This is a genomic window from Streptomyces sp. NPDC053474 (genome assembly GCF_044544845.1).
Classification (GTDB): domain Bacteria; phylum Actinomycetota; class Actinomycetes; order Streptomycetales; family Streptomycetaceae; genus Streptomyces.
On the sequence record NZ_JBITXV010000003.1, the window covers coordinates 350,184 to 370,427 of the forward strand.

Genomic DNA, 20,244 nt, shown 5'->3' on the forward strand with positions numbered 1-20,244 from the left:
GTCAGCCCCGGGTGAGCTTCTTGTAGGTGGCGCGGTGCGGACGGGCCGCGTCCGGGCCGAGGCGCTCGATCTTGTTCTTCTCGTACGACTCGAAGTTGCCCTCGAACCAGAACCACTTGGAGTCGCCCTCGTACGCCAGGATGTGCGTGGCGACGCGGTCCAGGAACCAGCGGTCGTGGGAGACGACCACGGCGCAGCCCGGGAACTCCAGGAGCGCGTTCTCCAGGGACGACAGGGTCTCGACGTCCAGGTCGTTGGTCGGCTCGTCGAGGAGCAGCAGGTTGCCGCCCTGCTTGAGGGTCAGCGCCAGGTTGAGGCGGTTGCGCTCACCACCGGAGAGCACACCCGCGGGCTTCTGCTGGTCCGGGCCCTTGAAGCCGAACGCGGACACGTAGGCCCGCGAGGGCATCTCGACCTGGCCCACGTTGATGTAGTCCAGCTCGTCGGAGACGACGGCCCACAGCGTCTTCTTCGGGTCGATGTTCGCGCGGCCCTGGTCGACGTAGGAGATCTTGACGGTGTCGCCGACCTTGATGCTGCCGGCGTCCGGGGTCTCCAGGCCCTGGATCATCTTGAACAGCGTGGTCTTGCCCGCGCCGTTCGGACCGATGACGCCCACGATGCCGTTACGCGGCAGCGTGAAGCTCAGGTCGTCGATGAGGACCTTCTCACCGAAGGCCTTGGAGAGGTTGTTGACCTCGACGACGATGTTGCCCAGGCGGGGGCCCGGCGGGATCTGGATCTCCTCGAAGTCCAGCTTCCGCATCTTGTCGGCCTCGGCGGCCATCTCCTCGTAGCGGGAGAGTCGCGCCTTGGACTTGGCCTGCCGTCCCTTGGCGTTGGAGCGGACCCACTCCAGCTCTTCCTTGAGGCGCTTGGCGCGCTTGGCGTCCTTCTGGCCCTCGACCTTGAGGCGGGTGGCCTTCTTGTCGAGGTACGTCGAGTAGTTGCCCTCGTAGGGGTGGGCGCGGCCGCGGTCGAGCTCCAGAATCCACTCCGCCACGTTGTCCAGGAAGTACCGGTCGTGGGTGACGGCGACGACGGTGCCCGGGTACTGCGCGAGGTGCTGCTCCAGCCACTGCACGGACTCGGCGTCCAGGTGGTTGGTGGGCTCGTCGAGGAGCAGCAGGTCGGGCGCCTCGAGGAGCAGCTTGCACAGCGCGACGCGGCGGCGCTCACCACCGGAGAGGTTGGTGACCGGCCAGTCGCCGGGCGGGCAGCCGAGGGCGTCCATGGCCTGCTCGAGCTGGGTGTCCAGGTCCCACGCGTTCGCGTGGTCGAGGTCTTCCTGGAGCTTGCCCATCTCCTCCATGAGCGCGTCCGAGTAGTCGGTCGCCATCAGCTCGGCGACCTCGTTGAACCGCTTGAGCTTGTCCATGACCTCGCGGGCCCCGTCCTGGACGTTCTCCAGGACGGTCTTGGACTCGTCAAGCGGCGGCTCCTGCAGGAGCATGCCGACGGTGAAGCCGGGCGACAGGAACGCGTCGCCGTTCGACGGCTGCTCCAGACCCGCCATGATCTTCAGCACCGTGGACTTACCGGCGCCGTTCGGACCCACGACACCGATCTTCGCGCCAGGCAGGAAGTTCAAGGTGACGTCGTCGAGGATCACCTTGTCGCCGTGCGCCTTGCGCGTCTTGCGCATGGTGTAGATGTACTCAGCCAAGAGAAACCGTCCGGCAATCAGTGTGTGGGCAGATACACCCCATCTTGCCGTACGGCTACCCCCCGGAGAAAACCGGATAGCCGTGCGGCCCGCCCGACCTGCGGGGACCGCCCGTCAGGAGTGCGGGTGGCGGGCCCGGGGCCGGGGCCGGTGGCGTGCACCGTGACCGGGTGGTCACGGTGCGCTCACTTCTCGGTCGGGGTGGCCTTGTCGGTCCCGGCCGGGGCGTTCTTCTTGCGGAGCAGGAACACCGCGCCGCCGCCGACCACGACCAGGGCGATCGCGAGCCCGGCTATCAGGGGCGTGGCGTTCGACCCGCCGGTCGCCGCGAGGTCGCCGCCGGAGGTGCCGCCCGCCGACGCGGGGCTCGGCTGGGGCGCGGGCTGCGCCTTGCCGCCGACACCGACGACCGCACCGGCTTCGGTCCTGCAGTCGAGCACTCCGCTGAAGCGCTTCTCGAAGCCGCCGGGCCCGGTGATCGTGAAGTCGTAGGCCTGGTCCTCCTGGAGCGGGATCGTCACCGTGCGTGACTCACCGGCCTTGATGGTGTGCCTGGCGCCCATCAGGCTGAAGGTGAACGGCGCGTCTCCCTTGTTGCTCGCCGTGATGTCCACGCCGGACTCCGCGCAGTTCTTCTCCGCGGACAGGGCCGGTATCGGGCCCTTGTGCGCCCAGTGCGCGGTCGCCGTCGCGGCCACCGTCGACTCGCTGGAGCCCGCGAGGATCTGCGTCTGGCTCCTGGTCTCGGAGGTGAAGGCCCGCCCGACCGGCACGGTCGTGGACGCCTGCACCTCCAGCGCGGCCATGCCGTCCGGCGTGCCCTTGGGGACGGTGAAGTACAGCTTGCCGCCGTCCGACACCGACGTCACCGGTTTGCCGTTCTTGCCGACGACCCGCACTCCGCTCGCCGGGTCGGCGGGCGGTATGACGGCCACGCTGTCCGCGCCCGTCCGCACGGTCACCGGGCCGAGCCGCTCCCCCGCGCGGCCGGACACGGCGGGCGGCTCCAGGGTCAGGGACGCCTTCGGCTCGGGGCTGGTGCGCGCGCTGCGCTCCAGATAGTCGGCGAGCTTCTCGGCCCGCGGGTCCACCGCCTCCACCTGGACCCCGGCGGCCCGGCCCGCCTTGTCCGACCTCCCCGTCCGCTCCGCCCTCTTCGCCTTCTCCGTCTTCGCTGCCCTCTGGGCCTTCTCCGAGTAGCGCCAGATCGCCACCTGGGTGCCCGCCGCGGCCGTCTCCTCGGTGAGCGAGCCCGCGCCCGCCTTGCGGGCCAGCTCCGCCAGGTCGTTCACCTGTGGGTAGGAGTGCTGGAGGATCCAACGGATCTTGCCCGCGTCGCGGTTGGCGTGCAGGGACGTGCCGCGCCAAGGGGTCTCCTTGTACCGCGCGTCCTTCTGCGTGGGGTTGTGGAGGTCGACGCAGTACGTCTGGAGGGTGCCGCCGTTGTCCACGGACATCTCGAAGAGGCCCGCGGGGATTCTCTGGCTCTCACCGTCCTCGCGGATGACGGCCTGGCTGTAGGTCTTCAGACCGTCCAGGGTGGCGGTGGCCCCGCCCCGGTACGGCGGGGCGTCCGTCGCCACGGCCGCCGCCGCGGTGGCTGTCGCGCCCGCCGAGACGAGCCCGGACGCGACCAGCGCGGCGGCGAGGCGCGCGGCACCCCGACCCCGTATGGACAACGCAGCAAACACAGAATTCCCCTCCGGGCAGGACCGATTCACATGGGGGGACGGGCCCCGCCAGCAGACTCAGAGCGAGCCCAGCAGACTCAGAGCGAGCAGAGTCACCTGCCGAGCGCTCCACTCGGGCATCAACTGACCCACGGAGCCACGCCCGGCATCCTAAAGACGCGACGCATCGCCGTTCCCAGTACGACCGTCCGACAACCGATCCGAATCGGAATCGTTATCGGCAACGCCCCCGTTGAGCTGGGCTTATCGACAAATCCATGGTTCCGTCCCCCTCATTTCACGCAGGGGCGGCGGGCGTTGGACGTGGGGTCGGGCCCTCCGGCGCCTCAGCCGACCGCGGCCGGTTCCGGGCGGGCGTCGGCCGGAGCTTCGGGCTTCGCTCGCGCCGCGGCCGTGGCATCCGCCGCCGCGCCACTCGCCTTCTCGGCGTTCGGGTCGGCCCCTTCGGCGGGTGACTCCCAGGCGGGCTCGCGCTCCATCGGCGCCTGGGCCTGCACCTTGCCGCGGCGGAACGCGGACGTCCCCCGCGCCAGGTCGTGGCCGATCGCTTGCGCGTCGATGTCCACCGACAGCCAGTGCTGGCCGCCGCGCTCCTCGTCCTTGATCTTCAACCTGCCCTGCACGATGACCTGTTCGCCGACCGACAGCGAGCTCTGCGCATTCAGGCCGAGGGCCTTTCGGGCCCAGACCGTGAAGAAGTTGGTGTGTCCGTCCGCCCACTCATTGCGCGCGCGGTCGAAGTGACGGGGTGTCACCGCGAGCCGGAAGCGTGTCACCGGGCCGGACGGCAGCTCCCGGAACACCGGTGTCGTGGCCACCCGTCCCACCACCGTGATCATCGTGTCGTTCATCGTCGGGCCCCTCCCTCGCACACCGCGTGCGGGCCTCTCCCGCGTCGGCGGCGGTCGCGACGACCGCAGATCCAGACTGCGCCGGTCCGGCCGGGCCCGCTGAGCGCTGTGCCGTACCGACGGGTTGTGGACAACTCCGTCACCCGATGGAGGCCCTCCGCTTCCAGCGGCGCTCCCGGCCTCCACCCGCGGTGCTCCCGGCCTCCAGCGGTGCTCCCCGGCGCTTCCCGGCCGGGCCACTTCCCGCCCGGGCCACTTCCCCCCAGTGGCCCGGCCCCTCACCCCCGCTGAGCCACCCGCACGTACTGCTCCCGCACCTCCCGGTACCGCAGCAGCTCCGCCGCCACCGGGTCGAGCACCCGTGCCCGGCCGCACCCCGAGGCCGCCTCCCGCAGCCTGCGTTCCGCCTCGAAGCCGTACCGGCGCGCGGGTCCGCGTGCCGCCATCCGGCTCAGCCACTCCACGCCGGGGCCGCCCAGGATGCCCGCGAGCATCAGCAGCACGGGCACGCCCAGGTTCGGCGTCGCGACCCCCACGATCTGCGCCACCAGCCAGAGCCCGCCGACGACTTGGAGCAGCGTCATCACCGCCTGCGCGAACACCGCGACCGGCCACCAGCCGGGCCTGGGCGGCCGCCCCCGTGGCAGCCCGGCCCGCACGGCCAGCTCGTCAAGGGCCTCGGGGAGCCCCTCGGCGCCGCGTGCCGCGGCCTCCCGCACGGCCTGCCCCCAGGGCGTGGGCAGCCCCGTCGCCGCCTCGTCGGCGACCGTGCGCACGGCGTGCTCCACGCGCGCGCGTGCCGTGGCCTCCTCGTCGACGGGGGCGCGGGTCACGGGCGCGACGATCGACCCGAACGGCGAGCGGCGCGCCTCATACCAGCGCCACAGCCGCAGCCAGGGTGTCCCGCACGCCTTGTTGGCGTGCCTGCGCCAGGCGCGCTCGGCGGCCTGGCCCACGGCCGTGGCGCCCACGGCCTCGGCGAGCCGGTCGGCGAACTCCTCGCGGGCCTCCTCGCTGAGCCCGACCCGCCCCCGGCCGACGGCGGGCCCCGCGTCGGCGGCGTACACCGGGCGCAAGCGCGCGGCCGCCGCGTCCAGGTCCGCCTCCACGCGGCGCGCGGCGGCGCGCCGCTCGCGCGTGAACTGCCCGAGCGCCTCGCGCAGATCTCCGACGCCGTCGCCGGTCAGCGCGGACAGGGCGAGCACCGCGGCACCCGGTTCCCCGTGCTCGCCGAGGGCGATGCCGTCCTCGTCGAGCAGCCTGTGCAGATCGTCGAGCACCTGGTCGGCGGCGTCCCCGGGGAGCCGGTCCGTCTGGTTGAGCACGACGAACATGACCTCGGCGTGGCCCGCCATGGGCCGCAGATAGCGCTCGTGCAGGACCGCGTCGGCGTACTTCTCCGGGTCGACGACCCAGATGACGGCGTCCACGAGCCGGAGGATGCGGTCCACGTGCCGCCGGTGGTCCTCGGCCGCCGAGTCGTGGTCGGGCAGGTCGACGAGGACGAGCCCCTCCAGGGCCTGGGCGTCGGTCCCCGGGAGGGGCCTTCTGCGCAGCCGTCCCGGGATGCCGAGCCGGTCGAACAGGCCCGCCGCGCCGTCCGTCCAGCTGCACCCGATGGGCGCGGCCGTGGTCGGCCTGCGGACGCCGGTCTCGGAGATCATCACGCCCGCGAGCGCGTTGAACAGCGTCGACTTGCCGCTGCCCGTGGCCCCGGCGATGGCCACGACGGTGTGCCGGTCGGAGAGGCGCCGCCGGGCCGCCGCCTCGTCGAGGACGCGGCCCGCCTCGGCGAGCGTGGCGCTGTCGAGGCGCGTCCTGGAGAGGCCGATCAGCTCCCGCAGCGCGTCGAGCCGGGCGCGCAGCGGCCCTTCGTAGAGGGCGGTTGCCTCGGCGGTGGCCTCGTAGGGGCCGTCGTTGTCGTAGGACTTCTCGTAGCCGGAGGAGTTCGCGTACGGGGAGGACGTGCCGCAGGCGGACGAGCTTTCGTCGCCTGTCGCGCCCCTGTCCCCCGTCCTCATAGAGCCCGTGCCCGCCGAATCGTCATCCCCAGGAGAGCCATTGCCACCGGCTCCGGCCCGCCGTGCGATGAGGCCGTCGTCCCAGATGCCGTCGGCCTCCCGCGCGCGGGAGGCCCGGTCTTCGGGCCGGTCGGCGTGGTCGGTGTGATCCGTGACGGCGGTCACCGCGGTCACCTCTCCTTCTGCAGTACGGACAGCGCGGCGATGAGTTCGGCCTGGGGTTCGGGGTGGACGCCGAGGGCGTCGAGGGGGGCCAGGCGCCGCTCCCGTTCCGCGCCGAGGACGGTGTCCAGGTAGTCGGTGAGCAGTCGGCCGCCCCGGTCGCGCAGGCGCAGCGCGCCGTGGGCGCCGACGCGTTCGGCGAGGGTCTCCCCCGCGGAGCGCGCCCGGCGACCGCCGAGCAGGGCCGTGGCGAGCAGCGCGGTGAGCGCGTCGGGGTCGGGCGGGGCGCCCTTGTCGACGCGGTCGAGCGCGCGGACCTCGTCCTCCACGTACTCCTCCAGGACGCGCCGCCAGCGGCGCACGGCCATCCCGACGCGGTGCTCCGCGCCGTCCTCGCGCCGCGGGACGAGGCTGGGGAGCCCGGCGGCGGGTTCGCGGCGCCAGGCCTCGTCCACGCGCTCGTCGGCGGCGGTGACGGCGCACACCAGGAGCGTCTCCAGACCGGCCGAGACGGCGTCCAGGAGCTCTCCGGGGCCGCAGTCGAGCGGATAGGCCCGCCAGCGCTTCAGCGCGTCCCCGGCGAGCACGGCGCCCGTCTGGAGCCGTTCCCGTACGCGCGCGTGCTCGCCCTCGTACGCCTCGTCGACGGCGGCGGTGAGCCGCAGGGCGGCCGCGTGCTGGGCGGCGACGGCACCGGCGAGCTCGGGCATGCGGGAGTTCAGCGAACCGAGCACTCCGTGGGCGGTGCGCGCGATCGCCTCCTCCCGGGCCGCGGTGTCCTGCACGCGGTCGGCGAGCCAGGCCAGGAGGGGCGCCACGGCGGTCGCGGGCAGCAGTCCGCCGCCGCCCGCGGACTCGGGCAGCTCGGGCACGGTGAAGCGGGGCACGTCGCCGAGGCCCGCCTTGGCGAGCAGCGCCTCGTACTGCCGGGACACCTCCGTGACGACCTGGTGCGGCACGCGGTCGAGGACGGTGACGAGGGTGGCGTCGTGCTCCTTGGCGGTGCGCAGCAGGTGCCAGGGCACGGCGTCGGCGTAGCGGGCGGCCGTGGTGACGGTGACCCACACGTCGGCGGCGCAGATGAGTTCGGCGGCCAGGACGCGGTTTTCGGCGACAAGGGAGTCGATGTCGGGCGCGTCCAGGAGGGCGAGCCCTCTGGGGAGCGTGTCGGCGGTCTCCACCCGCAGCACGCGGCTGCCGTCGCCGTCCCTCGCGCCGTCCTCGCCGTCCTGTAGGGGCACCCACACGCGCGTGAGGTCCGGCAGCACCCTCATCCCCGCGAACCAGTGGTGGTCCTCCGGATGGCAGACGAGTACCGGTGTGCGCGTCGTGGGGCGCAGCACACCCGCTTCGCTGACCTGACGGCCCACCAGGGAGTTCACGAGCGTCGACTTCCCGGCCCCCGTGGACCCGCCGATGACGGCGAGCAAGGGTGCTTCGGGGGCCCTGAGCCGGGGCACCAGATAGTCGTCGAGCTGGGCCAGAAGCTCGTCCCGGTTGGCACGCGCGCGTGGCGCCCCCGCCAGGGGGAGCGGAAAGCGTGCGGCGGCGACACGCTCACGCAGGGTGGAAAGCGCGTCAAGCAGTTGAGGCCGTACGTCCAAGGTCACCACATACGAAGAATGCCCAATTTTGATGGCTTTCTGAAGCATATGGGCACGCCTGCGCGCCGATCGGACACACGTGACGGAAGGGACGAGTGGGGCACAGGCATAACGAGTGCACAACACCCGGGGCGCCAGGCGCCAAAAGCGCTGCGAGATTCGCACCTGCCTGCGATTATCAGGACCGCTTCACCGAACCTCCACATCACGGTGCGGAGGTGAAGCACCAGGGACAAGGACCCGGGAGCCCTATCCTTGACCCCGGCAAGGTCACGGACCGGCCCCACACCGGGCTCCAGGCCACCGGCCACCACCCGGCCCCCGTAGCTCAGTGGATAGAGCAGGTGCCTTCTAAGCACTTGGCCGCAGGTTCGAGTCCTGCCGGGGGCGCTACCGTTACTGCCTGTGTTTTCGCAGGCCAGATGCGGCATACGGTCTACCTCTGGCCTACTGGCGATGCCACACGTCCGCGATGAGCTAGCCGGGCCATTCTGATCTGTCCAGCATCGTCGCAGGTAGACGGCCACCCCACAGCCCCGTTCGCGTGGTGGAGCCGCCGCAGGTTCGAGTCATGGGGGGCAACTCCAGCAAGCACCTCTCACTTTGCGTGACCACGATCTGGTCAGGGCGCTCGGCCTGCAGCACGGGATGCACCGCTCAAGCGTCATGCCCTGGCGGCGGTGCCGCTGCGTGCTCGACATCGGGTTCCGCGCTGCCCTCTCGGCGGTGCTCGGCAATCCAGATCAGCACGTCCCGGACCACCGCGGCCTGCTGCCGGGCCAGTTCCTCGCCCTCGGGGCCATACACGACACGGATCTCATAACGGAAGGCCAGCGGACGCCCTGCCCTCCGACTGGAACGTGTGCTCCCGCTGGCGCTGTCCTCGGCTTTCATGCCCCTCAGACTGCCGGAATCCGTTTGCCCTTACACGGTGAGACCGCGAACGACTCCTCCCTGCCTTGACTCCGGCGAGTTCGGCCTCAGCTACGTCCGTTTGTGCGCGACCGTAGTTCCGTACCTGCCATGTCGAACGACGCCACCACAAGCAGCACGGTGGCCGTCGGTTCGCGCCATGAGCGGGTAGGTCGCCCCTGCGCCGGCGGGACGTGCGGCAGTGGGAACGACCGGACCATGAGCTGGGGGCTCGTGTCAGACAGCCCACTCGAAGGGCGGTGCATTCCTTGAGTCGTAGACCTCGATGACGTCCTCGACGAACTGCTCGAATGAGAGGACCTCGTCCGGGTACGGACGTCGACCGAAAGGCGGTTTCGGCCGGTCTACATCGTAGAAGTCCAGGCTCCCGCGCTTCTCCCCGGAGTGCTCGTACAGAGCGATGTAGAACTTCTCAAAGAGGTCGGGGGGAGCATCCACGGCGCTCCGGCCTGCACGATTCCGGAAGTGCTTGACCGCAGCCCCGAAGGACGACGGATCTTTCTTGCCGCTGCAATCGTCACAGGCGTCGTAGGGGAGGAAGAGCACGCCAATCATGACCGCGTACGGCTGACGCTCGTGGTAGTCCATGGCTTCGGCACGGAGCTCGTTGTCGTTCCGTGTGTAGTTCTTGGTGTAGCGCTTGGTCTTTGCGTCCCGATAGCCGATGTGCTTGAGCGAGACGCCGAGGCCCAGGCCTAGTTCCGGAGTCGAGTAGTTGACGTCCAGCTTCTTGTAGCCCTTCGCGGTTCGGGCACGTGACTCTTGGCCCGAGCCGTCAGGGCGGGGCAGGATGCCCTCAAAGGTGCTACGCAGGGAATTGGCGAACAGTACCGCGAGGCGGTTCGCAAAACGTGTGGCGTAGCTGTTCCTTATGCCTTGGGGCTGGGTCGCCAGTGGCCGGGGTTCCACATCCAGGACGTCCAGGAACGCGTTGAAATCTGTCGCTTTGCTCACTGTCGTCATGGACTCAGATGCTCCTGAAAGCTGCGTCGTACTCGTGGGCCACACGGTGGAGCATCGAGTCGTAGTGGAAGATGTCCCCGGGCTGTGGGGCCGGAGCCGAGGTGACGAGGTCGACCTGAGTCTCGCCGTCGTTGAGCATGTCAACAACGACGATCCCGAAGCCGTCGTACCCCACCGAGTTCGTCCCACTGCGGCGCGGGAGTCGGCTAACGGATTCGATCGCCTTCTCGGTGGCGCGGGGCTGATTGTGCTCGTTGGCGCCACTGCCGTTGTGCCGGTTGGTGGGACTGTAGAAGGACGTCGCCGCGTTTACCATGCAGAAGCCCACGGAAAGTGCCTGATTCGAAGAGCCGTGGACGATCTGATGGCTTGAGTTGAGTTCGTCGTAGAGCCGAGGCCCAGCTTTGCCGTGCTCCGTCATGCACGCCTTCGCCTCCAGCGCGACGAGCACGCTGGAGACGGGCGCCTCGGTAAGGACAGGAAGAGTCATGAGACGAGCCTGCTCGTCAGCAGTGAGCTCAACGCCGTACTTCTGCGCCAGCGAGTCGAGCGTGTAGGGCCTGCGCTTCGGCCTTGGTCCTGTGCCGGGCCGGCACAGGACCAGGTCCAAGTCCTTGTGCTTGTGGTTCACGTAGTCGGTCATCCGGTGGTTGATGCCGAATACGACCTTCCCCGACTCGACGTGGTTGCGGAGCAAACCACTGGTCTGCAACAAGTCGAACATGATGCCCCAGCAGGCGATCTTCGAGTGCCGATCGCTCCGGGGGTGGTACTGCATGAGTTCACCCTTGATGTCGACAGGCTTGCTCAAGCTCCTGACCAGAATGTCTACAGCGTCCAAGGCTCACCCTCCCGGGGGAACCCTACCTTTCACCATGGGCACCGACAGGAGCTTTGTTGGCAGGATCCATCAGCTCGACGTGCTGCTTCATGTCGACGAGGAAGTCCTCGTCGAACTTCAGCTTCGCCTTCTGCGTACGGGAGTAGAAGCCAGCTGCGGCCCGGTAGCTCAGCGGCGTGAGTCCGGCCCGGTCAACTAGGTCCATGAGATGCGTGTACGGACGTTGCTGCGGCCACATGCTGACGTAGGAACGCCACCTCTTGCCGTCCCGGCCCCAAGCGGCAGTAGGCCACCTGGCTTTGTCGGACATCAGGTCGGATTCGGACTCGTCGTACTCGCCGGGGTCGAGCAGACGCTCGCCGAGCCACCGCGAGACACCGACAGTGACCGCATTGCCGACGAGCTTCCAGCGGTCGCGTCCGCTCTTCTGGTCGGCCGTCGCCTCGGTCAGGGTCCAGTCCTTGTCGAAGCCCTGGAGCTGCTCAGCGTCCGTGATCGACGGCGTCACGATCCGATGGCCCGGGGGGTTGCCAGGAATCCAGATGCCGGGCGGGGAAGGGATGCTCAGACCCGATCCGCCCTTGATCGTCGGTACGGCGTCCCGCGCCCACCCGAGACCACGGAGACCCTCGGTCCAGTAGAAGCCGTAAGCATCCGTTCTGAAGCGCCCCTCGTCCTCAGGCTCGCCTGCATCGTCGGAGAGAAGGACGTTGCGTGGATCCTCGGTGAGGCTGGCCACGAAGAGTACGCGTTGGCGGCGCTGGGGCACGCCCGCGAATCGGGAGTCGACGAGCCGATAGGCCCATGAGTAGCCACGGGCTTCGAGCTCATGGACCAAGTAGAGCATCGCTTTGCCATGATCGAGTACCAGCATGTTGCGCACGTTCTCAAGGACGAGCCAACGGGGGTGGTGCTGGTCGAGCAGGCGGAAGACGTGCGACACGAGCCCGGACTGCTCGCCGCCGATGCCCGCTGTCCGGCCTGCCTGCGAGAGGTCCTGGCAGGGGAAACCCGCGGTCACGACGTCGATGTCTTCGGGCAGTGCTTCGAGTATCCGTACATCGGGTGCGAGCGGTACGTCCGGGAACTGCTTCGTGAGGACCGCCTTCGCGGGGTCCCACACCTCGCACAAGAGCGTGGTCTGAAGCCCGGCCCGCTTGAGGCCAAGCTCCACGCCACCTACGCCGGCGAAGAGCGCCGCGACTCGTAGGGGCTGCTGGCTCACGTCTTGCACATTACTCACGGCGAGATCCTGTCATAGGAGACTGACACACCAGGCCCGAACGCATCGGGAAGCGCTTCAGAGCCGACGAGCGGACGTGTTCCAAACGTCCCGCGCCCCGCGGGCCCGTCGGTACGGTGCCCGCAGGGTGGGTATCCGGCGCGCTGAGCGCGGGACGCACATCACCAATGTGTGACCAACAGCACTCAGGCACACCCAAGAGCCACCGGGCAGGCGCACAGCGCGGTTCACCAGCTACGCACGCTCCTTGCGCTTCAGAAGAGGCCTGAACACACTCCTGCTGATCGCAAGCAGAACCGCGGCACTAAGAGCTTCCAGGTAATGCCTGCGTTCTATGCTTTCACCCTCTACGCTGCCCCGCTGCGGCTTACACGCACCGCAACCACGAGCTGGCGCGCACGCTTCGTACCGATCCGCAACTCCTTGCGCAGTGACTCGGCCGAGACCGGACGCTGATGCAGCTCCCAATGCCGCACATCCACACTCCGAGCACGCTCCAGAAGTGGATCATCGCCATCCAGCTCCTCTCGGTCACCACCCTGCGCACGCGCCCCACTGCGGTGCTCACCTGCGTTCTGGCCGATCGTCGGTGGGCCAAGAGCTCAACCGAGAGCAGCAAGGCGATGGGCGGCCACCCAGCCACCAGCACCGGTTTCCAGGCCAGCGCAGACGCGGCCGCGATCTTGGCCGCGAGGGAGACCGCGATGCCGAGCAGGAAGGTCAACGACACCGCCCAGTGAGCCTGGCGGCTACGGCCGTCCGACCGCTTCAGCAGACCCATCGTCGCCAGCAGAAGCAGTCCATCAACCGGCAGCGGCCACAGACCGGCGCTCACCGTATCCGCCCCGCCCTGCAGAGCGAACTCACGTTGGTGCACATAAGAGGCGTACGCCGCGACTGCGGCCACCGCCAAAGCTCCACCACGCCGGATCCACGTATCGGTATCCGTATCCGACGTCCACCACGGGGTCGACCGCGTCACCACCCCGCCCTCCCCCGCGCCGTAGGGCAAAAGCTCCCCTCAATGACGAGCTTCCCTCCCAGGACCTGCAGGTCAGACCGTCCACCTTCTGTGTGGCGTCCCGCCCGGAGCCGTGGGCGGTGCCGCGGCGGGCGATGACGGGCTTGATGCCCTTCGCCCGGCCCTGGCGGCGGTAGCAGTCGTGGTCGTAGCTGCGGTCGGCGTAGATCGCCTTCGGCCGCTGGCGGGGTCGCCCGCGTTTGCCCCGGATGCGCGGCACCGCCGCCAGCAGCGGCATGAGCTGGGTGACGTCGTTGCGGTTGCCGCCGGTCAGGGTGACTGTCAGCGGGATGCCGGTGGCATCGCAGATCACCTGGTGCTTGGAGCCCGGCCGGCCACGGTCGACCGGGCTCCGTCCGGTTTTGGGCCGCCCTTGAGCGCCCTCCCGCAGGCAGCGCGTGCCCTAATCTCAGCGGCTGCGCATGGCCAGGGCTACGAGTGGATTCGGGTTCGGTCGCGCTGCGGCCGCTGCCTGAGTGCCTGGCCGGGGCCGCCATCTCCTGCCCGTGGTCTGCCACCAGCGTTCGTTCGCTGAGGCATGAGCACACCGTTCGCACGCTCGACCGGCTGCGGAGGCAGTGGCGGTCGACATGGGCAAGCGGTCTGCCAACACCTGCCCTGAACAGGCACTTTGGTGACTTGTGTGTGCTAACTGCCTTGGGTGGCGTAGAGTTTCAGCGGAACGGGCGCACGGCTGCCGGTTCTGACAACTTCATATCGGCATCCAGTACTGCGCTTTTTCTTTCCCTGGACGCGCGAGGACACCCCGGACGCGTTCGCAGGCCCATAGGGCCGGTTCATCAAGCACTTACCTCACGCTGGAGTTGCCATGAAATCGCACGTCTACACCGCGTCGCGCCCTGTATCGGCCCGCAGCGACGCGCAGGTCCACGATGCCGCCCTCGCGGCCCTGTCTCGGCGCATCGTCGGACGTGCGACCGGTTCCACGCTCCCGATCGGGACACGGATTCTCGAAGAGCCCAAGCAGCGCCTGTGGCTGGGCATGCTGACCAGTGAGCCGGAGATCCGTGAGCAAGCCGAGCCGGGTCGCCAGGCCTTCCGAGAGAAGATCACCCCGCCGGCGCAGGGGTTCGCATTCCGCACCAGCGAGCTTCCTCGCGAAATTCGCGGGAGCGTCGCCTTCAGCCTCTATGTTGGGCTCCATCCGACGCTTGAGGAGCAGCGCCGAGAGGTCGAGGACGCCGGCACCCCCGGCGCCAGCCCCGCCGGGCGTGCCCCTGCCAACAATCGGGGATACAAACTCGCCGCGGTCTGGCGGAAGGTTCATGTCGGGCCCGTCCCGTTCACGCTGGCGGTAGGCCCGGGTGAGACCAGGCCGAAGGACATCGAGGAAGCCATCGCCGAAGCGGCTCGGCAAGCCGTTGCCGCTGTCCCGCAAGACGAACTCTACCGACCGGTACGTGGCTCTCTCCCGGGAGACGCCGACCTCGTCGACGACGCCGCGTGGCAGCGCTACTCGACGGCCAACCTCGCCAGTCCAGGTGAGGTACCGCCACCGGCCTTCCGCGCCGCCGTCCACCTGGAAGCGCGGTCCGCTGCCGAGCCCCACGAGCTGCTCCTCCTCGTCGTCAACACCACTCCTTCTCTCGCGCAGCGCGCCGAGGAAGGAGTGGGAGCGGCAGACCCCGCGCACACCGAGACCCGGATCTACGAGGTCGAGCTCACCGCTCAGTGTCCGGTTCCCGTGCTCGACTACGAACTCGAGCAGGTTGCCCACTCCTATCGCTACGACCGCGAAATCCCCGCACTCGGTCATGCCTGCCCGGTCCGAGTTACCCACGGGGAAGACGGAGTAACGACCCTCCGCACTCAGTTCGCCGCGGGCGAGCCCACGACGCGGGTCCATCCACGTCTAACCATCGAGGGCCGCGAGGGAGAGTCGGAGACGATTGATGCCCGGTTCAAGGCGTTCGAGAATGATCCAGTAGGAACGGCCCGCCGCCTCGTGGACCTGCTCGATACCTGGGTCGAGCGCGAGTGGTCCTCCCAGGCACTCGATCGTCTCGCGGTCGCGAACGGATGGGGGGCTGGTGCCTGCGGCGAGGCGGAGAAAGCGGCCGCCGGTGCTCGGGCGGAGGTCAAGTGGCTGCGCGCGGGTGTCCAGGTCCTGGAGTCGCACGACAACATCCGGAAGGCGTTCGTCGCGGCGAACCAGTCCATGCGGCGTGCGGCGAACGGCTTCGACACTTGGCGGCCCTTCCAGATCGCTTGGATCATCGGCTGCCTGCCCGGGGTGCTCGACCCGGAGTCCCACCAGACGGTGGAGATTCTCTCTTTCTCGACCGGCGGCGGCAAGTCCGAGGCGTACCTGGGCCTGATGCTGGTCACTCTCTTCTACGGCCGCTACACCGGCGTCACCGCAGGCTCCCAGGTATGGGCGCGGTTCCCGCTGCGACTCCTTGCCCTCCAACAGGCCGAGCGGTTCGCGAAAGCGGTCCTCAACGCCGAGCTCGTACGCCAGGGTATCCCCGAGATCGCGGCGGGAGCACCGTTCGGGCTCGGCTACTTCGTTGGCAGCACCAACACCCCCAACAAGTTGTCCCGGCCCGATCCCCGGTCCCGGTACCGATTCGGCGCCAACCCCGATGATCCGCGGGTCATCGAGCTTTGCCGTGTCCTGGAGAGCTGTCCGCTGTGCCGCACCCGGCTTCATGTGCGCTACGACGAGGAATCCCACACCATGCGCCACATCTGCCCGAATGGGACGTGTGAGATGGCTGGGCCACTTCCCGTCTGGAGCGTGGACGACGACATCTACCGCAACGCGCCCTCCGTGTTGGTGGGCACCGTCGACAAACTGGCGCTGCTCGCCATCAATGGAAACTTCCAGATTCTCCTGGGACGTGCCCACTCCCGCTGCCCACGGCACGGCTACGGAGCCAATCCGAGATTCTGCGCTGTCTTCCGCTGTGAGGAACGCCGCGAAGCGGTTGGCAAAGGTTTCGGTGGGCTCCGACTGGAGATCGCTGACGAGCTCCATCTCCTTGAGGAAAGCCTCGGCGCGCTCGACGGCATGTACGAGACGCTCCTCCACGCGATCAACCGCAAACTGAGGAGGCCTCCCTTCCAGATCGTCGGCGCAACGGCGACCATCGAGGGCTACGAGCGCCAGGTGGACCACTTGTACAAGCGGCAGGCGCACCGCTTCCCCGTTCCCGGCCCCCGCGCGGGCGAGAATTTCTGGGCGACCGCAAGGCCGGGCGACCCCCTTCGCCAATACGTCGGCGTTCGTCCTCGGGCGGGCACGATGATCACGGCCACCCGGGAGGTGGCGGTTGCCCACGCCGAATGGGTCGAGGACATGCGCCGCCGCCCAGAGGAGGTTGCTACCGAATCCGGACTCGACGCCGCCGACCCGCGCGTCGTGCAACTGGTCCAGGACATGGGCGAGGACCTGTATGAGGTTCTGACCGCCTATTGTCTCAGGATCGAGGACCTCACCTCGTTCGCTCGCGACCAGCGGGTCCAGGAAGTCGCGCCCGACCAGAACCTCGTGGTGATCAATTCCGACGCTACGACGAGCGAGATCCAGGCGGCTGTACGCCGACTCGTCGACCCGCCGAAAGCCCCGGAATCCCGCGTCAAGGTCGTGGTGGCGACGAAGGCCATTGGCCATGGCTTTGATGTCGACCGGCTCGGAGTCATGGCCGTGATGGGGACCCCGAACCAGGCTTCTGAGATCATCCAGGCATCGGCGCGGGTCGGACGCAAGTATCCGGGACTCGTGATCAACGTCATCAACCCGACGCGTGACCGTGACGCCAGCGTGTACCGGTACTACGCGGAATGGATTCGCTACCTCGACCGGATGGTCCACAAGGTTCCGGTGAACCGGGAGTCACTGCCCGTGCTCAACCGTGTCATGCCTGGCGGCCTCCTGGCATGGGTCCTCCAAGTTTACGACCGGGGCTGGGTGACAGGGGGCAGGGGGAGGAAAAGCCTCGCGAGCGCCGGCGAGTTTCAAAGGGCCATAGAGTCGGGTTATATCGAGCGCAACCCTCTGATCCGTGATCTGGCTGAGGGATTCGGGGTGCATGCGCTCAGCGTGTATCACAAGATGCATCGCGACCTCATCGTCAAGTGGGTGGACGACCTGCGGGACACGGTCGCTCTCCGTCCCGATCCGGACGCCAAGCTCGGTGACCTGCTGAATCCACCGGTTCCCATGTCGCTACGTGACATCGAAGAGCCCATCGTTATCTACGGCCAGCTCTGACGGGCCACCACCATCCGAGTGGAGATCTGCATGACTTTCGATGAGCTGAGCCGAAGCAACATCCAGGCGCTCTTCCGCTACATGCCCGGACAGCCTTACAACTGGTCGGCCAAGGCGACCGTCATCGGCCGACCGCCGCGGCAGACCAGTGATCTGGACATTCCTGAGGACTGGGCGAAGCCGCAGCTGCGCCGCTTGATCCGACCCTTCGTCCGCGAGTTCCGAGGAAGTTCGAACGGCCCGGAACTTGAAATCGTCGAGAAAGGGCGATTCGAGATCATCAAGGCCGAGGCTCTCCAGGCTGAGCGCTTCCCGAACACCTTTCTGTGTAAACAGTGCGGCCGATTTCAGTCCGTCCGCACAGGGGATCACCCGCGCTGCGATGGACATGGTCCAATGGATCAGTTCCCGTGGGCCGAGATCCACGAATGTGGACATCTGAGAGAGCTGACCGCCCCCGGGTGCCCCAACGGGTGCCGAGCCCCGATGGCGCTGCGGAACACGAAAGCGTTCTTCACAAGCCGCTGGTTCTGGCAATGTACGCACTGCAATGTCAAGCCCGGCCGCCCCGTGGCGAACTGGTGTGGCACCTGCCGATCGGCTCGCGCGGAGCTCGTGCGACTTCCGCAGTCCAGAGCGCACTACCCGCAGCACATCACCCTCATCAACCCTCCGACGCGCGACACCTACCGGGACCTGTCCAATGACTCGGTGCACCGGGCTGCCGTCGCCCAAGCCCTCGGCACCCTTCCACCCGGAGTTGATGGGCTGCAGCAGGCCGTTCGCGGGCACGAGGTCGGAGATCCAGCCGACGATGCCGAACACATCGCCGCTCGGCTAGGGGTTGACCGTGGGGACCCCATGTATGACGAGATCATGAAGCGCGCCGCCAAGAAGCGGCGCGACGACCAGTTGTCGGCGGAGGAGTGGGGGGATCGCGTCGACCGTCTGGGGCGAAAGGAGCAGGTGATCGATGCGTTGGGCGAGGAGTGCCTCCAGTACACCCTCGCCCGCAACGCCTCCGAGCTCACCTCGGACGAGCTGGTGAAGGAGTTCGACGGGGACCCTCTCGTAACCGAGTACAACAGGTATGGCTCACTGTTCGCCCGGTACGGTCTGTCCGAGGTCACCCTGATCCGGAAGCTGCCCATGGCATTCGTGGTGGCCGGCTACTCCCGGCAGGACGCCACCGCGATCCGCACTACCAAGCGTGGGCAGACACCAGTCGCGTTCCGATTCTTCGACCCACTCAAGAACGGTCGCTTCCCGATGTACGGGGTGCGCACCGAGACGGAGGCGCTGCTGTTCCAGCTCGACCTCGTCAAGATGGTGAGGTGGCTGGTGGACAGTGGTGTCGCCGACGACGCTCGGGGTATCGACACGCAGGCGGACGCGCAGCGCTGGCTGTTCGAGCGTGTCCAGCCGATCGTGGACCTGTTTCACAAGCCGGAAGACGAGATCTCGCATGCGGTGCTCGGCCTCGTCCACTCGTTCGCCCACCGCGCCATGAAGTCCCTGGCAAGCCGGAGCGGGCTGCACGCGGACTCGATGGCGGAGTACCTCTTCCCGGCGCGCGGAGCCTTCCTCCTCTATGCAAACACCCGAAGCGACTTCACCCTCGGAGGACTTGAGTACGTCTACCGGTACGACCTCAGGGACGCCCTGGAGGAGCTCGATACCGATTCCCGTTGCATGTTCGACCCGCCGTGCCGGAACTTCCGCGACGGTGCGGCGTGCGCCGCCTGCCTCCATATGTCGGAGGTGGCGTGCGCTCGCTTTAACACGGTGCTCGACCGCAACATGCTCTTCGGAGCCGTGGGCAATGTGGACCACAACGAGGGGAGGACGCGGTGGCAGGCGTACTGGAGTCGCTAAAGCCGCTGGTCACCCTCCTCGGGCAGGCGGAGAATCCCGCTGATGTGTGCCGGCAGCTCAGCTCAGCGGCCGACACGGAGCCGGGGCACGTACTGATCAAGCGGCTGGCGGCGTCGGTCGTCGACAAGCCACTCGCGAGTGGCGTTCTCTGCCATGCCGGGGTCGTTGACGAGTCGTCGCGGCTGCTTCCGACGGCCGTTGTCCGACTTGCACAAGCCGAGGCACTGGTCGAGGCGTTGTGCGAGAACCAGTGCGATCTGGTGGTGACGGTCCCCGCCTTTCTCCGCTCGGCATTGTCCGAGCTGGTTAGTGAGAGGCCAGCCGTGCACCGGCCCCGCGAGACATCGGAGACCCTGGTCGGCCTAGCGCGCGAAGCCAAGAAGCGTCTGGTCATCGCGGCGCCGTTCCTGCACCGGGACCTGATGGGCTCGCTTCTGCCCCACGTGCGGAGGCTGCTCGCGAGTGGCGGAGATGTACTGCTGATCACCCGCGCTCTGACCTCACCCGGCGGCCGCCAGTCCCGCGCGAACTTGGAGGCTGTGCAGGTTCTCACCAAGGGGACTATGAGGCATCGCGAGCGGCTGACTATCAGATCCTGGGAGGAGCCCACCCTTGGCATCCATTGCAAGGTCATGATCGCTGACGGGCGTGTCGCGTATCTAGGCTCGGCGAACATGACGGTGCACGGTACGAGCGCCCACGCCGAGGTTGGTGTGCTTCTGAAAGGGCCCCAGGTAAGCGTCCTGTCGCTGTGGTTGGACCAAATCAGTGGGGTGCTGGAGGAAAGGAGCGCGCGGCTCACAACCGAGGGCAGGAATCCGTGCGGCGCTGGCGCGCAACCTCGAGAACATCACTGACACACTCTGCAGGTGGTTGGCGATCCGCCAGCGGAGCGCCAACCACCCTGCCCTGTCCCTTGATGACGGACCTTTTGCGCCAGCACTGCCTGACGAAGGATCAGTGCCAACCAGGCGTTGGACGCCAACTCAGAGTTCTATCCCGCTATTTCGGTACCATTGGGCCACCCGGCCACTTCACACCCCGAAGGGAGGAATGCGAATATCGTTCCTCACCTCCAGCGAGTGACTGTCGACGTTGGCGATGCCAACCTCCGCCGCATTGACCTTTCCATTCCT

13 protein-coding genes, 1 tRNA gene and 1 pseudogene are annotated in these 20,244 nt (G+C 68.2%); 4 read left to right on the top strand and 11 right to left on the bottom strand.

The window, feature by feature from the left end:
- Position 1: 1 nt before the first annotated feature.
- The 5 genes from ettA to ACIG3E_RS08340 form a co-directional block, all read right to left on the bottom strand.
- Entirely contained in the window at positions 2-1,666 is a 1,665-nt protein-coding gene (ettA, locus tag ACIG3E_RS08320; RefSeq protein ID WP_399612821.1) for an energy-dependent translational throttle protein EttA, read from the bottom strand.
- A 185-nt stretch (positions 1,667-1,851) separates the two neighbouring features.
- Positions 1,852-3,339, bottom strand: coding sequence for a Cys-Gln thioester bond-forming surface protein (locus ACIG3E_RS08325; protein ID WP_399613506.1), 1,488 nt, complete (start codon positions 3,337-3,339; stop codon positions 1,852-1,854).
- Between the two features lie 344 nt (positions 3,340-3,683).
- Entirely contained in the window at positions 3,684-4,208 is a 525-nt protein-coding gene (locus tag ACIG3E_RS08330; protein WP_399612823.1) for a single-stranded DNA-binding protein, read from the bottom strand.
- A gap of 278 nt (positions 4,209-4,486) precedes the next feature.
- Positions 4,487-6,403 carry a GTPase gene (locus tag ACIG3E_RS08335; RefSeq protein WP_399612826.1) on the bottom strand — a complete coding sequence of 639 codons (1,917 nt, stop codon included), beginning with the start codon at positions 6,401-6,403 and terminating at the stop codon, positions 4,487-4,489.
- Entirely contained in the window at positions 6,400-8,004 is a 1,605-nt protein-coding gene (locus tag ACIG3E_RS08340) for a dynamin family protein (RefSeq protein WP_399612829.1), read from the bottom strand. The genes ACIG3E_RS08335 and ACIG3E_RS08340 overlap by 4 nt, the downstream gene beginning before the upstream one ends.
- 308 nt (positions 8,005-8,312) lie before the next feature.
- On the opposite strand from ACIG3E_RS08340, the gene ACIG3E_RS08345 reads away from it, so the two are divergent.
- Positions 8,313-8,385: transfer RNA gene (locus ACIG3E_RS08345), tRNA-Arg, on the top strand.
- Between the two features lie 267 nt (positions 8,386-8,652).
- On the opposite strand, the gene ACIG3E_RS08350 is transcribed toward ACIG3E_RS08345, so the two are convergent.
- The 6 genes and pseudogenes from ACIG3E_RS08350 to ACIG3E_RS08375 form a co-directional block, all read right to left on the bottom strand.
- On the bottom strand, positions 8,653-8,889 hold the full coding sequence (locus tag ACIG3E_RS08350; RefSeq protein ID WP_399612831.1) for a hypothetical protein: 237 nt from the start codon (positions 8,887-8,889) through the stop codon (positions 8,653-8,655).
- Positions 8,890-9,144: 255 nt separating this feature from the next.
- Positions 9,145-9,891 (bottom strand): hypothetical protein, encoded by a 747-nt coding sequence (locus ACIG3E_RS08355; protein WP_399612833.1) that lies wholly within the window; start codon positions 9,889-9,891, stop codon positions 9,145-9,147.
- 4 nt (positions 9,892-9,895) lie between these two features.
- On the bottom strand, positions 9,896-10,732 hold the full coding sequence (locus ACIG3E_RS08360; RefSeq protein WP_399612837.1) for a hypothetical protein: 837 nt from the start codon (positions 10,730-10,732) through the stop codon (positions 9,896-9,898).
- 22 nt (positions 10,733-10,754) lie between these two features.
- Complete coding sequence (locus ACIG3E_RS08365; protein WP_399612839.1) at positions 10,755-11,957, bottom strand: DNA cytosine methyltransferase; 1,203 nt, start codon at positions 11,955-11,957, stop codon at positions 10,755-10,757.
- A 385-nt stretch (positions 11,958-12,342) separates the two neighbouring features.
- On the bottom strand, positions 12,343-12,960 hold the full coding sequence (locus tag ACIG3E_RS08370) for a DUF2637 domain-containing protein (RefSeq protein ID WP_399612842.1): 618 nt from the start codon (positions 12,958-12,960) through the stop codon (positions 12,343-12,345).
- 100 nt (positions 12,961-13,060) lie between these two features.
- Positions 13,061-13,360, bottom strand: a pseudogene (locus ACIG3E_RS08375) (transposase); the annotation flags it as partial.
- A 465-nt stretch (positions 13,361-13,825) separates the two neighbouring features.
- On the opposite strand from ACIG3E_RS08375, the gene ACIG3E_RS08380 reads away from it, so the two are divergent.
- The 3 genes from ACIG3E_RS08380 to ACIG3E_RS08390 are packed head-to-tail and all read left to right on the top strand — an operon-like array spanning position 13,826 to position 19,965.
- Positions 13,826-17,233, top strand: a complete 3,408-nt coding sequence (locus tag ACIG3E_RS08380; protein WP_399612845.1) for a helicase-related protein — start codon at positions 13,826-13,828, stop codon at positions 17,231-17,233.
- Positions 17,234-17,263: 30 nt separating this feature from the next.
- Positions 17,264-19,108, top strand: a complete 1,845-nt coding sequence (locus ACIG3E_RS08385) for a hypothetical protein (RefSeq protein WP_399612848.1) — start codon at positions 17,264-17,266, stop codon at positions 19,106-19,108.
- Positions 19,084-19,965, top strand: coding sequence for a phospholipase D-like domain-containing protein (locus ACIG3E_RS08390; RefSeq protein WP_399612851.1), 882 nt, complete (start codon positions 19,084-19,086; stop codon positions 19,963-19,965). The genes ACIG3E_RS08385 and ACIG3E_RS08390 overlap by 25 nt, the downstream gene beginning before the upstream one ends.
- The last annotated feature ends 279 nt before the right edge of the window (positions 19,966-20,244 follow it).